The organism is bacterium (assembly GCA_036382775.1).
Classification (GTDB): Bacteria; Hydrothermota; Tepidihabitantia; order SM23-42; family JAOAFX01; genus DASVHD01.
The window spans coordinates 13,423-28,988 of the sequence record DASVHD010000029.1 but is presented as its reverse complement, the minus strand read 5'-3'; the positions used below and the strand labels follow the sequence as shown (position 1 = coordinate 28,988).

Below are 15,566 nucleotides of genomic sequence, written 5' to 3'. Positions count from 1 at the left end.
AATGGCCTATAGCGGTAAAGCACGCACTTTCTATGCGGATGAATTGACGGGCATCAAGGGCGCCGGGCTATATAAAGAAGAACGATATATACGCTCGCCGCAGGCTGCCCATATCAAGGTCGAATTTCCTCAGGGATCCGAGGTTAAAGAGGTTATCAATTTTTGTGCGAACAATTACCTGGGGCTCTCGAGCCACCCGGAAGTAATCGCGGCTGCGCACAAGGGACTGGATGAACGCGGCTACGGGATGTCATCGGTCCGTTTCATCTGCGGCACGCAGGATATCCACGCCGAACTGGAAAGAAAGCTCTCCGCCTTTCTCCGTACCGAGGACACGGTCCTTTTCCCGTCCTGCATGGATGCCAATGCGGGCCTGTTCGACGTCGCCCTTGATAAATCCGACGCGATGATTTCAGACCGGCTTGTGCACGCGTCCATTGTTGACGGCATGCGTTTATGCAAAGCGCAGCTCTTCAATTATAAACATTCCAACATGGAGCACCTTGAGGAAAAGCTACAGGAAAGCCAGTCATGCCGGTTCCGGATGATCATCACGGACGGCGTGTTTTCAATGGATGGCGATATTGCTAAACTCGACAAGATCTGCGGCCTGGCGGAAAAATACGATGCGATGGTAATGGTGGACGATTCACACGCGACCGGGTTTGTCGGGAAGACCGGCCGTGGTACTCATGAGTACTGCGGTGTTATCGATCGGATCGACGTGATCACGACCACCCTGGGAAAGGCCATGGGCGGTGCTTCAGGCGGCTGCGTGAGCGGCAAAAAAGAGATCGTCGCCCTGTGCCGCCAGCGCGCCCGTCCCTATCTTTTTTCGAACACCATCCCGCCGGTAGTCGTATCCGCCGCCATAAAGGTCGTTGATCTGATCTCCAAGACCACGGACCGCCGGGACAAGCTTGAATCCAATGCGAAATACTTCCGGGAAAAAATGACCAAAGCCGGGTTCGATATCAAGGAAGGCGTTCATCCGATCGTGCCGGTGATGCTCTATAACGCGAAGCTCGCTCAGGACATGGCGCGCGACCTATACGCCGAAGGTATCTATGTCATCGGTTTTGCATTCCCGGTCGTGCCGCAAGGGCAGGCGCGGATCCGGACCCAGGTCTCGGCCGGCCATGAACAGGAGCACCTGGACAAAGCGATCGCGGCCTTCACCAAGGTTGGTGCAAAATACAAGATCCTGGGTAAGAAAAAGGATGAGATCATCGCCATGTATGGATTATGACCGTACAATGATCCAATTCAAGATCAAAAAACAGGATAAAAAGACCGCAGCCCGGTGCGGAACTATGAAAACCCGCCATGGCACGGTCGAAACCCCCAATTTCATGCCCGTGGCCACCCAGGCGACCGTCAAAACCATGTCGAGCGCCGATCTTGAGTCCATGGGGGTCCAGATCATCGTGTGCAATACCTACCATCTCATGCAGCGGCCTGGCGCCGCCCTTGTGCGGTCATGCGGCGGTCTTCATGAATTTATGGGCTGGAAACACGCTATCCTCACTGATTCCGGGGGTTTCCAGGCTTATTCCCTGGCCGAGCTGAAAAAAGTCGCCGATGATGGGATCATGTTCTCGTCGCACATCGATGGCGCCAAGATCCACCTGACCCCCGAAAAAGCGGTTGATATCCAGCACCAACTGGGCACTGATATCGGTATGTGCCTGGATATCTTCACGCCCTATCCATCACCTTTTCTCGAAGCCCGCATGGCCGTTGAACGGACCGTCCAGTGGGCGCGCCGGAGCGTTGAGGTAAAAAAAAACCGCCTTTGTTCGGCATAGTCCAGGGAGCGACATACAAAGATCTGCGGCGCGAGTGCGCTGACCGGCTTTGTGAGATCGGCTTCCCTGGTTATGGTATTGGCGGATTGATGATCGGCGAGCCCAGCGCCGTGACCAAGGAAATGGTCGCGGCCACCAACCAGATCATTCCCCAGCAAAAAGTACGATACGTGATGGGCGCTGGATATCCCGAAGACATCCTGGAACTGGTCATGCTCGGGGTCGACCTTTTTGACTGCGTGCTGCCCACGCGTAACGGTCGGACCGGAATGGCTTTTACCTCGGAAGGCAAGATCATAATCAAGGCAGGCCGTTATGCGCAGGACCAGGGACCTCTGGACCGGCACTGTAAATGCCATACCTGCCAGAACTACTCGCGCGCTTATCTCCGGCACCTTTTTAACACCGGCGAAGCGCTCGGACCCCGGCTGGTCAGCTATCATAATATACATTTTTACATGGAACTGATGGCCGGGATACGCCGGTCTATTCGGGACGGCGACTTAAAGAACTATGCTAAAAGAGTTAAGAAAACCTTTGACTTTCTAAAGGGTTAATTTCCCTCTTGACAGTTAACGAATTATATATATAATATTAAAATTGTGGTGTAAAATAAAATAAAAAGGAGTGAATATGTTTGGGAAAAAGAAAAGAGTGATTGGTCTTGATATCGGGTCAAGTCAAACTAAGATGGTTGAGTTGAGTCCGGGCAAGGCAAAGAAATTGGTTACATATGGAATTTCGAAGGTTCTGCCCGATGCGATCGTGGAAGGCGAGATAATCGACCGCGAGGCGGTATTAGATTCCATACGTACGCTTATTGAGACGAAAGGGGTAACGACCAAGGATGTGGTCATAGGTCTTGCCGGAAGGGATGTGATTATCAAGCGGATCATTATGGACCGGATGAGCGAGGCGGATACGAGGGAACAGATCAAATGGGAAGCCGAGCAGTACGTTCCTTTTGATATAAACGAGGTCACTCTTGATTTTGACATCGTAAACCCCAATTTTGGGGAAAAACAGCAGGAAGTGATACTCGTTGCCGCAAAAAACGAACTGGTCAACAATTTAACGACGCTCTTGAAGGAACTTAACCTCAATCCGGTCGTCATCGAAGCCACAGCATTCGCGCTGCAAAACGTTTATGAATACAACTTCCAGAGCAGTCCGGATGAAACTATTGGTCTCATCAATATCGGTGCCGGCATGACGGTCATGAACGTGATCAAAGCCGGTTCTTCGCTTTCTGCGCGAGATGTGTATTACGGCGTCAATGCATTCATCAGCAAGCTCCAGAAGGAGATCGGGTTCAATTATGATGATGCATCGAACGCGGTAAAAGGTGCGATCCCAGTTGGTGCCTCCCAGGATTCCATCCAGGGTGTATTTGAATCCTTTGTCAGTGATCTGGGTACGCAGATCGAAAGAAGCCTGCAGTTCCTGTCTAGCGTCACGGGCGAAGAGAAAGTAAATCGAATTTATCTCTCTGGGGGCGGATCATTAATACCAAATCTTCTGGAAAATCTGAAAAGACGGCTTAATCTTTCCATTGAACTCCTTAATCCCTTCAAGAATATCGTGTATGATCCCGCGATCTTCGCGCCTGAGGGGGTCGATGTTGTTGGACCTATTTTAGCCCAAGCCGTCGGGCTCGCTCTAAGGGGGGAGTGATTATGATAAAGATAAACTTAGCTTCAATCGCAAAAAAGGGCAAAGCTCCCAAGCCTAAAGCCGCAAAAGCAGCTGGACCAGGTTTGAAACTGCCGCCCATCAAGACAACCGCCGTTTATATTGTGGGCATCGTTGTGGTTGTCTTGATCGTCGCAGTTTTACTAGTCATCCAGTCAATGCGCTCGGGTAACCTGAACAACGATATCAGAACGCTGAACACGAAGCTCGATGAGCTGAAGATCTACGTCACAACGGTCGACAGCCTCAAGAACCGCGAGCGTCAGCTCTTGTCCTTGATCACGCCGATAAAAGAGCTGAACCGGGACCGGTTCTTGATGGCCCACGTCCTGGATGAGATCTCCACACGGATTCCGGAATTCACCTGGTTGACGTCGGTTGATCTCAATGCCTCGAGCATGGGCATCAAGGGCACGACCGCATCGAACCTGCTCGTTGCCGATTTCATGAACCGGCTGGAGGAATCGCCGTACATCAGCAACGTTGACCTGACCGTGCTGGAGAAGAAAACGGTCGAAAAGCAAGAGATGATGGAATTCACGCTGACCGCGAGTATTACGCCGGTGATCGAAGTGGCCACGGATACAACGAGGGGGGTAAAATGAACTTGAGAGAACCAAAGACCCAGCAAATGATCGTATTCATTGTCGTGCTGATCCTCATCCTGGTGCTCTTCTTCAGATTCCCGTACTCGTCCAATGCCAAGCGGATCACGACGCTGGAAGCCCGGCGGGATTCACTGCGGATAAAGGTTCAGGAAGCGGAAGCGGCCCGGGCGAGGCTGCCTGAGCTGCAGGCCCGCATCGCGCGCCTCGAACTTGAATGGGAGAAAGCCAAAGAAATGCTGCCTCAAGAAAAGGAGATCCCGTCACTGATCCAACAGATCTCCAATTCCGGCACCAAGGCAGGGGTAAGCTTCACGCTCTTCAGGCCGAGCGGACCGGTTGCCAAGGCTACCTATCAGGAGATCCCGGTACAGATAAAGGTTTCCTGCGGGTACCATCAACTCGGGAAATTCCTATCGAACATCGGCAACCTATCGCGGATCGTGAATGTTCCGGCCGTGAAACTGGTGGCCGGTAAAGAGAGGACCGTTGAAGCTGAACTAAGTGCGATAACCTACACCGTCGCAAAAGGAAAGGAGGTGACTCGTGGCGCTCCACCTCGTCAGTAGTATCGTTTTTACAGTGCTTATGCTGAACCAGGCGCCAATGGTTGATTCCCTTGTTCAGGTAAAATGGAACTATGAACCGGCCGGCCGAAGGGACCCTTTTACTCCGCTCATTGGTCTGGAACTGGGCGGCGGCAAGACCGGTCATTTAAGCCCTGAGAACCTGAAGTTGATCGGTGTTCTATGGGGCGATAAAGGCTACTACGCGCTGGTGAAAGATGGCCTTGACAACGGGTATATCCTGAAACGAGGCGACAAGGTTGCCGGCGGTCATGTGAATGAGATCAATAGACAAGCGATAATTTTCGAAATAGTTCATGCAGGTGTAGTCACGAAGTACGAATTGCGACTACAAGAAGAGAAAAAGTAAAGGAGGTAAGATATGAAATATGTAATGAGCATTCTTTTATTACTCTCTCTCGCAGGCGCGACGGTGATCAGCGATATCGTAGTTTCTACTGAAGGTGTTAATACGAAACTTACCGTCAACGCCGACGCTCCGTTCGTCGCGAATGCTTTTACGCTCAGCGACCCGGCGAGATTAGTTATTGATTGTTCCGGTGTTACCTCAGCGCTTGTGGGTAAGACATTCACGGTGAATCGGGGCGGGATAAAAGAGATCGCGGTGACCGGTTTTACCGCGCAGCCCGATCTGATCAGGGTTGTGGGCAAGCTGAACCAGGATTATTCCTACTTGACACTGAACGAGAACAATAATTTTGTGGTAACCCTGCTGACAACGCTGGTGGCGCCATTCCCGACATGGCAGGCGACGACCGGTGAAGCCACTACGACGACGACAGTGGAAACACCGCCGCCAATTCTGACCACGGGCAGGCCTCCGGCCAGCATTACGGGCCGACCGATTTCGATCGACCTTGAGAACGCCGATATACTCACTGTGCTCAGAGCCTTGTCCGAATATGCAGGCGTTAATATCGTTGCCGGAAAAGACGTTAAAGGCACGGTGACGGTGCGGCTGCACAATGTCCCATGGCACCAGGCGCTGGAAATAATATTAAAAGCGGCCGGTTTCGCATACCGCGAGGACCCGGGCGTGATCAGAGTCGATACGGCTGAGAACCTTGATAAACAGGATTATGATCTGCCGTTGAGCTCGGTTATCTACAAGCTGGAGTTCGCTGATCCCGACGAGATGCTCAACAAGATCACCGCGATGCTGTCGCCCAAAGGCAAAGCGAATGTCGATGAGCGGACAAACTCGGTCGTAGTAACGGAAGTTCAACCGATCCATGACAAAATAAAGCAGCTCATGAAATTGCTGGATACGCCGACGCCGCAGGTCGAGATCATGGCCAAGGTCGTGGATATAGATGCTTCCACTTCCCAGGGATTAGGCATTGATTGGACCCTCAAGGGGCTTGAAACCAGGCTGATCAGGGGTGATGTGTCAATGAACGAGCAGCCGCAGGTCGTCGGCTACGGGATCTTCAATGTCGGAACGATTCCATCGCTGGCTCAGGTTACGGCGACAATCGCGCTCCTTGAAGAAAAAGGCAAGGCGCAGACCATTTCTTCACCGCGAGTATCGGCGGTCGACAATAAGAAAGCTTCGATCCTCGGCGGCCAGAAATTCGGGATCCCAACGCGGGATATGGCGGGAAACACGGTCATTACCTTCTACACGGTCGGTACCAAGCTGGAAGTAACACCGCATATCAATTCGCTTGAAGAAATAACCATGGAGATTAAGGCGGAAGTCAGCGAACTTGATCGTGCCAGCGCACTTGCCGGCAGGCCGATTATCACGACCTCCGAGGCTGAAACGAAGATCCTGGTGAAGGACGGGAACACGGTCGTTATTGGCGGATTCATCAGGAAGAAAGAAGCAAAAACGGTCCGAGGAATACCGATCCTTAAGAGCATTCCCATTCTGGGTGCTCTGTTCCGCGAGACAACAACGACGTATGAAGACAGGGAACTGCTGATATTCCTGACGCCGACGATCATCAGAGGATAATCAGCCGGCGGTCGTAAGCATCTATTAATGATTGGGATGCTGGGATGCCAGATCGATGTTCCAGCATCCCAATCGGCTTTTTAAAATCAATTGATAAACCACATCCATGAGAATCATCAGCGGAACGAATAAGGGCAGGCGGATACGCGTGGCCGGCAAGGGGATCAGACCGACCAAAGGTCTGGTGCGCGAGGCCCTATTCGATATGCTCGGCAGCAGGATACAGGGCGCGATCGTGCTCGACATTTTTGCCGGTACCGGCGCGCTCGGCCTGGAAGCGTTGTCGCGCGGAGCTTCATTATGTTTTTTCATCGAGAAAAGGTCGAAATCCCTGTATGAAAATGTCCTGAGGTGCGGGTACCGGGAATCGTCTAAGATCATCGCGTGCGATTTCAGACCGGCTTTGAAAAAACTGCAGGGATTGAGGTGCAATATCATTTTCCTGGATCCGCCCTATAAGAAAGGCTATGTGTCAAAAACCATCCAGTATATCATGGCGAACAATGTCCTTCATGAAAAGGGCATACTGGTGGTCGAACACGCGCCAGGGGAAGCGATCGCACTGTCAGGCGATCTGCGGATAACGAAAGTGCGCCAATACGGAGATACGGCGCTGTCTTTTATCAGCCATGGAACATAAGAGCCCAGACGCTATTGCCGTTGACAGGCCGGGCGAGGAGCAGAAATCATGATGATCACTAAAAAGGCGACATTGAAAAAAGCGATCTATGCCGGTACTTTCGATCCCATAACGTATGGCCATATGGATATTGTAAAGCGGGCATCAAGGATCTTTGACCGGGTCATTATCGGCGTCAGCGCTCGTCCCAAGAAGACGCTGTTCAGCCAGGCCGAGAGGATTGCGCTCGTGAAAGCCGCGTTGTACGATAAAAAAAATATTGAGATCGCGGGGTTTTCCACTTTGCTCATAGAGTTCGCCCACCGGATAAAGGCGACGACGATAATCAGGGGCATCCGGGCGGTCTCCGATTTCGATAACGAATTCCAGATGGCGCTGATGAACCGGAAACTGGACCCGGGGATCGAGACGGTCTTCCTGATGACCTCGGAGAAATACATATTCATCAGTTCGTCACTGGTCAAAGAAATAGCGGCTTTAGGCGGCGATATTTCCAGCCTGGTGCCCCCGGTGGTCGCAAAAACGCTCCTAAAGAAGCTCAAACACTAAGAATTGGCAATTAGGGAAAAAACTACGTAACATATTTGGTTCTGGTAGCGCAAAGAATTCGGAAGTGGCATAGAGTGCTAGGACAGCAGATGGAGGAATTAAAGGCATCCATGAAGTTTTTGATTGTCGTGTATCAAAAAGTGAATGGATAAAAGTCCCGCATTTGTATCAAAGACACATGAGGGTGCGGGATTATAAGGGGCATGCGCCCCAGATAAAGAATAGTCGTACAACCGATTCAGTCCTGGTAGCGCAAAGAATTCAGAGTGGCAAAATGTAAAAGAACAGCCGCGGGGGGATCCGTGGCCTCCGCGCAATTTTTAATTGTCGTGCATTAAAAAGTAAGTGGAGATAAGGGGGGTGGAACCCCCCTTAGCGCCTGTAGCTCAACTGGACAGAGCGACGGGCTTCGAACCCGTAGGCTGGGTGTTCGAGTCACCCCAGGCGCGTCCAATTCGGCCGCTGAGTGTCGACACGCAGTGGTGGCAGGAAGCGATGCCGAATTGAGATCCCGTATTTTGCTGCGCAAAATACGGGAGTACCTTGAAAGAATCTGCCCACATCTTATGTGATGTGGTGGAAAATTGAGATCCCGCATTGTTGTGTGTGCGGGAATCATTGAAAAACAGCTGAGATTGCTTCGCACGCCACCCTGCTTGGCGGGCTCGCAATGACATATAAGAATTTGTTTATCCGGGTTTTTGAACTAAAAAGACGAAAAAGACTAAAAAGACCAGATAAACCAATTCCGTTGGGATTTTTCCCACTTGACAAGAGACTTAATCTTATTATAATTTCTCATACTAAACTAAGGAGGTTACATGAGGAAAAGTCTTGTGGTATTTGGTCTGGCGGTGCTCGTAGCCATGCTCGGTTGCGGCAACAAGACCGACCAGGATGAACTCAATAATGCCAATACGCTGACCGACGGCGTATTGGGTATGATGACCAATGTTGATGCCTACAGCGGATATAGCGGAGCTTATCCAAAAGCCGGTTTTACTGCGCCGCCACTCTTCCCTCTGGGAGTTTTCCATGTGCCATGGAGCACGACAGACACACTCTATTACTACATAAAATGGGCATTCACAGATTCATTGGGACCAGATACCACGGCAATACTGTTAATGCTGACACCGGATGTGTGGGATACACTTATTGATGATACCTGTTTTGTCACAAAAGTAGATCTGGGTTTGTGGCGGCTCGTGAATCAGGAAATCTGGTGGCACGGTAACCTGCTTATGGAACCAACAGATACAACGCATATCAGTGGTGCACTCAGGTGGAATTTCTACGATACCTGGTTGGATTATGCGTTCACAGATATGGGTACTGATACCCTTGTTGATCAATCGGGAGTTATCGACGTCACAACCTCGGATGACATCAAACTTTCCGCCCACTTTGCGTTCATCGCTGATGGATCAGGTACAGGCTGGGGCAAATACCAGACTTTTGAATTTGTCCATTTTATATTCTTCGACAAGGAAGATGCCAACGGGTACAAAGGCTACTATACTTTGGCGAGTGAAGGCTGGAAGGTCGATCACTACTTCCCTGAACAGCCGGGAGCATAATAGCAAAACGCATTATTCGTTTATAAGAGGGGGAGTAGAACTCCCCCTCTTGATTTTTAAAATATCATCATTATACTTTCTTATGAAGATAACAAAAATAATGCACATAATATCATTGACAGCCGTAATTTTGCTCGCGATCTCCTGCTCGGCAATAAAAGAGCGTCTTGCTATAAAAGAGTGCAAGTTCGCGCTTGCTTCCGTGACCCCGTACGATTTCAGCTTTTCCGATCTGAAACTTGATTTCGACATCAAGGTTACCAACCCGAATGACGTGGACGCGGTCCTGGATAAGCTCGATTACACGTTCTTTGTCAACGAGACCGATGTTTTTTCAGGGACGACCGGCAAGGGGTTCAAGGTCGCGGCGGGTAAATCGGATGATATCGTCACGACGATCACCCTGCAGTACACCAAGATCGGCCAGACGATCGTGGATGCACTGAGACTGAAGAAAGCTGACTACAAGGTCAAAGCCAAGGCGTATATCAACACGGTCCTCGGCGAGATCAGCTATCCTGTGGAAATCACTTTAAAGTAATTTCCACATGGAGGAGAGTGATAAAGGCATGGATTGCCCCGTTTTTCTTAATTCCATAATGATGAAACGGGACGCATAAGTCGGCGCAGTGATCAAGACATTCTGGGCGGAACTCAGGAAATTCGATCCAGAACCCGCCCTGATCATCGTATATTCCACTTTTGTCCTGCTTTATTCGTTATACTTTGGCCGTACCCGCATTTTTCTACCCGGGGAACCTTTCCTGGAAAAGCTTCTGGTCATGGGTATATTGTACGGTTTTTCGCCGGTCATACTTATGCTCATTTTCCATCGGAAACCGGCGGACTACGGGATCAGCATCGGCATACCACGAATATGGCTGAAAGACATTGGTTTTCTATTGCTTATCATGCTGGTCATTCTGGTCGTTTCCTTCAAGTTCACGGGCTTCAAGACTTTCTACCCGCTGTATAAAAGGGCGGGCCATGATTTTAATCAATTTTTGATCTACGAGGCGATCCAGTTGTTCCACATGTTCGCCTGGGAATTCTTTTTCCGGGGTTTCATGCTATTCGGGCTTTCCAAAAAAATGGACCCGCGTCTGGCGATCCTGATTCAGACCATACCATTCGCAATGATGCATTTTCGCAAGCCGCCGCTTGAGGCGTACGGCTCGATATTCGCCGGCGTTTTCCAGGGCGTAGTCGCAGTGCGAGGACGAAGTTTCCTGCCCTGCGCGATCCTGCATTTTTCTGTGGCGCTCGCCGCCGATGTACTTGGGATGATTTTTTAAATCCTAAACAAATTGGTATTTCGTTATTCGTTATTCGGCGTCGCGGCTCGTATCGTCTGTCGTTTATCGTAAACCGCGGTCTTTTACCGTATAACCACGCCGTTTAACGATACGGGCTGCGCGGACGTAAAACGATTGACGTTTTTTTTGCAAGGATTTATTTGATATTTGGAATTTGTTTGGAATTTGAAATTTGGTACTTAGATTTATTATACCCTTATCCCTCGGTCCACGAACATGTGGCGTTTTATCTTCTGGGTCGTGGTTTTTGGGAATTCCTCTTCACGGATCTCGAACTGGGTTATTTTTTTGTAGATCGGCAGACCGTCATTTACCTTTCTGACCTCTTCCTTGAATATTGACTGCACTTCTTCCTGGGAAAGAGAGACCTTTTTGCTGATGCTGTATTCCTCCAGCAGTTCGTAATTCGGGTATATCAGGGCGCAGACCTCTTCTTTCCTGGTTCGTGGATTGACGCGCGGGATGACCAGGACTTCATTGATCAACTCGCTCTTGATGAGGAGGTCTTCCAGTTCTTCTGGATAAATGTTCTTGCCGGTCTGGGTGACGATCAGGCTTTTTTTACGCCCGGTGATGTAAACATATCCTTCGGTATCAATGTAGCCGAGATCGCCCGTATAGAGCCAACCGTCTTTGATCACTTCTTCGGTCGCTTTCTTGTTATTGTAGTAACCCATCATAATATTGGGACCACGGGCGATGATCTCGCCGATGCCCTGCGCATCCGGGTCACTGATCTTTATTTCGATATTGGTGAGGGGGATCCCGACCGACGCGTTTTTCGGTTTTTTCATGGGATTGGCGGTCAGTACCGGCGCCGATTCGGTCAGACCATAGCCCTGCAAAAGCGGCAGTCCGAGCAGTTCCAGGCCTCTGGTCACTTTTTCCGGAATGGCAGCACCGCCCGAAACGGTGAGTCTCAGGTTTCCCAGCCCCATTTCCTTCCGGACCCGGGCGAACAGGGGCTTGCGCAGGAATGAAAATACCGACCCCACCCCGCTGATCGTGGCGAAGACCATTTTGGTCGTTAGCGGGGAATTGGCGACTTTCCGGTGCACCCCCGCCAGCAGTTTTTCAAAGAGCAGGGGAACCGCGATCAGGCAGGTCACATTCGCTTCTTTCAACGTGGCGATGAGTTCGTTGGGCTTGAGGCTGGGCGGATAGTGTATACTCGCGCCGCAGAGCAGCGGGTATAGGAACCCGCAGGTGCCTTCAAAGGTGTGGTGCATGGGGATGATCGAGACGAAAGAGTCGTTCTCGTAAACGGGGATCGCGTTGGAGATCGCGTCGACATTCGACAGGAGGTTCTGGTGGCTGAGCATTACCGCCTTGGACGTGCCGGTCGTGCCCGACGTGAATATAAGGACCGCCAGGGCACTTGGATTCATCTTATCGTCAGCGTACGTCTTCGTGACCTGAAGGCCGCGGATGCTGTTCATCGGAATCACCCACTTCAGGTGCTTCAGTTCACGCCGGATGCTTTCGATCCGGTCCATCTGCCCCTCGGACGCGAACACACCGCGCGCCCCGCTTTCGCGCAGGATGTGGAGCAGTTCGCCCTCGGACAAGAGCGGATCGATGGGCACGACAACGAGATTGGCGCGGAGGATCGATAGGTAGCTGATCGCCCACTCTGGCCGGTTCTCTCCGGTGACCGCAAACCTTTCGCCGTGCGTAAGGCCCAGGCTGCGCAGATGGTTCCGGAGCTTGATGACTTCTGTCTTCAACTGCGCGTAGTTATATTCGGTCGGTCCTTTTTTAAGCGCCCTTTTATCGGGACAACGCTTGACCGACGACTCGAATATCTCGCCGACCGATCTTATATCGCTATTCATTTTCGCTGCCCACCTGGAAAATGTTATTGGTCGCCTTTTTTATCAGGATTTCAACGAGTTCCCGCGCCGGGAACTTATGGCGCAGGATGAAGAACTCCAGCAGCATGGGAAGGTTCATACCGCATAAGATATGCACGTTCTTTTTTTTCCTGAGCACCTTCATGCATGAGATCGTGCAGCTGCCGCCCGGCAGGTCCACGAATACGATCTGTTCTTTCCGGCTTTTTTTACACAGCCGAACGATCTTGCCGCACAGCGCGTCGCCGGATAACCCGACATTGGATAAAGTCTCCACGTCGTCCTGCGGACCGATTATCTTTTCAGCCGCTTCCAGCAGCGCCTGGGCGAGCCCGCCATGACCGATGATGATCCCTTTGATCGTTCGTCCTTTATTCAAAATCATCCTCGGCGTTGCCGGTGCGCTGTGGTTGCGACAGTATTTTTTTCAGTTCCTTGTCATATTCCTTGGCCGTGTAGATGCCGCGCAATTCGAGAAGATAATTCATGGCAATGACTTCCGCGATCACCGAAATATTCTTGCCCGGGGTCAAGGGGATCACGATATAAGGCGTCTTGACGCCGAGTACATCCTTGCGTTTATAATCCAGCCCGACCCGGTCATATTCCCCTTTTGCTTCGTTCCAGAACACCAGCTCGATGATGATCTCGATGCGCTTTCTCATCCTCACGGACTTGACACCGAAGATCCGGTAGATGTCGACCAGGCCGACACCTCGTATCTCAAGGTGATGTTTCAGGCGCTCGCTTTTTTCTGCTCCCGATCCGATCAGCAGTTTGCCTCTCCGGACAATGCGGATCAGGTCGTCAGCGACCAGGCGGTGCCCGCGTTCGATCAGATCCAGCGCGCACTCGCTTTTTCCCGTTCCCGCCTTGCCCGTGAACAGCACGCCGACACCGTACACGTCGACCAGCGTGCCGTGCATGTACTCGGTCGGCGCCAGCTTGTAGTCGAGGTAGCCGGAAAGAGCGTGGATGAAAGGGGTGGTGGAGAGGGGCGTCCGCAGGATGGGGATCCTGCGCTTTGCGGCTTCAACTTTGAGCATCGGGTCGACCGGCAGTTTTTTGGTGACTATGATGCACGGCGTGCCCAATCTCATGATCGTCGCCAGCCGTTTGTTCTTGATGCTACGGCTCAGTGTTTTCATATAGGATGTTTCGGTCTTGCCGATGATCATGATCCGGTCGGTGAGAAAATACCCCGTGTACCCGGCTAGCGCCAGACCCGGTCTGAAGACATCGCCGGTGGTTAGCTTACGGTTGCCGAGATGATCGCGTCCGCCGATGACCTCCAGCGAGAAGTCCTTCTCTTTTTCCCGATGGAGCATTTCAACGGTCATCGCGTTCATATATTTCTCTTTCGCGCCGCGATCCGCTTTCTTTCCCTGAATTTTGCTTCGTATTTCTCGAGCTGGCGCTCGATTTTTTTAACGACCTCGCTGATGCCGATATACAGATCATTGTTCGTTACTTTGCTGTTGATGTCGGAATGCTTCACCAATAAGGTCAATTCGGTAATGCTTACCGATTTGTCCTTTTCCAGGACGAGATGACCGCTGGTGATGACGTGGGCATAGCGTTCTAGTTTTTCCAGTTTGCTTTGCGCGTATTTCTCCAGCGCTTCGGTTAATTCAAAATTTCTCGCGGATATGGTGAGATCCATGCTTCCTCCCTTATTTTGGTCATTGGACAGTGCCCTTGAGCAACCGGTGCGATAGATTATATTTAAATTTCATCTTTTGTCAACGAACGCAGCGCGCGCCTCATGTCTCCGGCATGGAGATAGGAGGCGATCGCGATGCCGTCAGCCCCGGCTTTAAGGACGGCGCGGTAATTTTTGTTATTGATCCCGCCGATGCCGATGACCGGGATCGTGACGCTGCGGCTTATGCGTTTCAGCATCTCAATACTGCACGGCCGGGCGTCGGGTTTCGTATGGGTCGGGAACAGCGCGCCCACGCCCAGGTAGTCGGCTCCGGCCCGCTCCGCGCGCCGGGCCTCCGCCACCGTCCGCGCCGAGGCGCCGATGATAAAGCGGGGTCCCGCGATCGCCCGCACCGTCGCCACCGGCAGGTCGCCGTGTCCGACATGAACGCCATCCGCGCCGACGGCCATGGCGATATCGCAGCGGTTGTTGATGATGAACGCGAGTTGCGAACCATGGAGCAGCTTTCTTATGAACTTGGCGCGACGGATGAATTCGGCGTCGGTCGCCTTGCCCATGCGCAGCTGGACCATGGTCGCGCCGTGGTCCCTGAGCGTCCGAACAGACCGGGCGACCTGGGCACGGTTCATGGAAGCGATATATTTTTCATCCAGGATGGCATGAAGCCGGGGATCGAAGGGCCGGCACAGGGAAGTAAAAAATTCCTTTTCAATGTCGTAGAGCTGGAACCTGAGCTTTTTGACCGCGCCTGATAGTCTCTTATCGGTCAGTTTCAGCAGTTCTTCAAGGATGCGCGATGATTCCTTGGCCCGCGTGAAGTTTGCGATAAGCAGTTCCTGGATGGTCCGGTGACCGGCGCGGTCAAAGGTTGTGGGTCTGCCGGTATCGTGCTCACTGTCGCGGTATACCGCAAGCTCAGTGATGGGGAGTTCCTTCTTTACAGACTTGTATTGAGCCCGGATGCGCCGGATAAGCCCTAGCAGATCCTGTCTATCGGTCGAGAACCGGACATAATCTTCGATGAATTTTAACGATTCGCTGAGTCGGTTTAAGTTTACATCTGCGATCCGTTGCCAGTGCACGCTGGATTATATACCAAAGAAACATGGTGTCAAGTGCAGACAACAAAAACGTGGATGCAAAAACTAAAATCCTCTCCCCTTGTGGGAGAGGATAAAGGTGAAGGGTCATAAAATTATGTAAAAATCACCCTCTCCCTGACGGGACACCAGTTGTTATAGAATGATGATTTTAATGTTGCCATCAAGGGAGGGGACTTATTTGTTTGATTTTTAGATAGTTATATGATA

The 15,566-nt window shown here is 51.4% G+C and carries 16 protein-coding genes, 1 tRNA gene and 1 pseudogene; 13 read left to right on the top strand and 5 right to left on the bottom strand.

Annotation, left to right across the window (positions count from 1 at the left end; all coding sequences use genetic code 11):
* The first annotated feature begins 1 nt into the window (after position 1).
* From kbl to VF399_05210, 13 genes and pseudogenes are all read left to right on the top strand, one after another.
* The gene (gene kbl / locus VF399_05270; GenBank protein HEX7319749.1) at positions 2-1,249 is read left to right on the top strand and encodes a glycine C-acetyltransferase; all 1,248 of its coding nucleotides are present in this window, start codon (positions 2-4) and stop codon (positions 1,247-1,249) included.
* A pseudogene (gene tgt / locus VF399_05265) lies at positions 1,140-2,365 on the top strand (tRNA guanosine(34) transglycosylase Tgt). The gene kbl and the pseudogene tgt overlap by 110 nt, the downstream one beginning before the upstream one ends.
* Before the next feature lie 76 nt (positions 2,366-2,441).
* A complete protein-coding gene (gene pilM, locus VF399_05260) occupies positions 2,442-3,482 on the top strand; it encodes a type IV pilus assembly protein PilM (GenBank protein HEX7319748.1) in 1,041 nt (346 codons plus the stop codon).
* 2 nt (positions 3,483-3,484) lie between these two features.
* Positions 3,485-4,105: a PilN domain-containing protein gene (locus VF399_05255; GenBank protein HEX7319747.1), complete on the top strand. Its 621-nt coding sequence runs from the start codon at positions 3,485-3,487 to the stop codon at positions 4,103-4,105.
* Complete coding sequence (gene pilO / locus VF399_05250; protein ID HEX7319746.1) at positions 4,102-4,674, top strand: type 4a pilus biogenesis protein PilO; 573 nt, start codon at positions 4,102-4,104, stop codon at positions 4,672-4,674. Before VF399_05255 ends, pilO begins: the two co-directional genes overlap by 4 nt.
* Positions 4,652-5,041: a hypothetical protein gene (locus VF399_05245; protein HEX7319745.1), complete on the top strand. Its 390-nt coding sequence runs from the start codon at positions 4,652-4,654 to the stop codon at positions 5,039-5,041. The genes pilO and VF399_05245 overlap by 23 nt, the downstream gene beginning before the upstream one ends.
* A 12-nt stretch (positions 5,042-5,053) precedes the next feature.
* On the top strand, positions 5,054-6,652 hold the full coding sequence (locus VF399_05240) for a secretin N-terminal domain-containing protein (protein HEX7319744.1): 1,599 nt from the start codon (positions 5,054-5,056) through the stop codon (positions 6,650-6,652).
* A 106-nt stretch (positions 6,653-6,758) separates the two neighbouring features.
* Complete coding sequence (gene rsmD / locus VF399_05235) at positions 6,759-7,292, top strand: 16S rRNA (guanine(966)-N(2))-methyltransferase RsmD (GenBank protein ID HEX7319743.1); 534 nt, start codon at positions 6,759-6,761, stop codon at positions 7,290-7,292.
* A 72-nt stretch (positions 7,293-7,364) separates the two neighbouring features.
* Positions 7,365-7,841, top strand: coding sequence for a pantetheine-phosphate adenylyltransferase (gene coaD / locus VF399_05230; protein HEX7319742.1), 477 nt, complete (start codon positions 7,365-7,367; stop codon positions 7,839-7,841).
* Between the two features lie 375 nt (positions 7,842-8,216).
* Positions 8,217-8,290, top strand: a tRNA-Arg gene (locus VF399_05225).
* A gap of 372 nt (positions 8,291-8,662) precedes the next feature.
* Positions 8,663-9,421 (top strand): hypothetical protein, encoded by a 759-nt coding sequence (locus tag VF399_05220; protein ID HEX7319741.1) that lies wholly within the window; start codon positions 8,663-8,665, stop codon positions 9,419-9,421.
* Positions 9,422-9,503: 82 nt separating this feature from the next.
* Positions 9,504-9,962, top strand: coding sequence for an LEA type 2 family protein (locus VF399_05215; GenBank protein ID HEX7319740.1), 459 nt, complete (start codon positions 9,504-9,506; stop codon positions 9,960-9,962).
* A gap of 88 nt (positions 9,963-10,050) precedes the next feature.
* Positions 10,051-10,716, top strand: a complete 666-nt coding sequence (locus VF399_05210; GenBank protein ID HEX7319739.1) for a CPBP family intramembrane glutamic endopeptidase — start codon at positions 10,051-10,053, stop codon at positions 10,714-10,716.
* 209 nt (positions 10,717-10,925) lie between these two features.
* Here the strand turns inward: VF399_05210 and VF399_05205 are convergent, their stop codons facing one another.
* The 5 genes from VF399_05205 to thiE all read right to left on the bottom strand — a co-directional run bounded on the left by VF399_05205 (position 10,926) and on the right by thiE (position 15,338).
* Entirely contained in the window at positions 10,926-12,572 is a 1,647-nt protein-coding gene (locus VF399_05205) for an AMP-binding protein (protein HEX7319738.1), read from the bottom strand.
* Positions 12,565-12,969, bottom strand: coding sequence for a PTS mannose transporter subunit IIAB (locus tag VF399_05200; GenBank protein ID HEX7319737.1), 405 nt, complete (start codon positions 12,967-12,969; stop codon positions 12,565-12,567). The genes VF399_05205 and VF399_05200 overlap by 8 nt, the downstream gene beginning before the upstream one ends.
* On the bottom strand, positions 12,962-13,939 hold the full coding sequence (gene hprK / locus VF399_05195; protein HEX7319736.1) for an HPr(Ser) kinase/phosphatase: 978 nt from the start codon (positions 13,937-13,939) through the stop codon (positions 12,962-12,964). The genes VF399_05200 and hprK overlap by 8 nt, the downstream gene beginning before the upstream one ends.
* Positions 13,936-14,253, bottom strand: coding sequence for a ribosome-associated translation inhibitor RaiA (gene raiA / locus VF399_05190; GenBank protein HEX7319735.1), 318 nt, complete (start codon positions 14,251-14,253; stop codon positions 13,936-13,938). The genes hprK and raiA overlap by 4 nt, the downstream gene beginning before the upstream one ends.
* A 62-nt stretch (positions 14,254-14,315) precedes the next feature.
* A complete protein-coding gene (gene thiE, locus VF399_05185; protein ID HEX7319734.1) occupies positions 14,316-15,338 on the bottom strand; it encodes a thiamine phosphate synthase in 1,023 nt (340 codons plus the stop codon).
* Between the last annotated feature and the right edge of the window lie 228 nt (positions 15,339-15,566).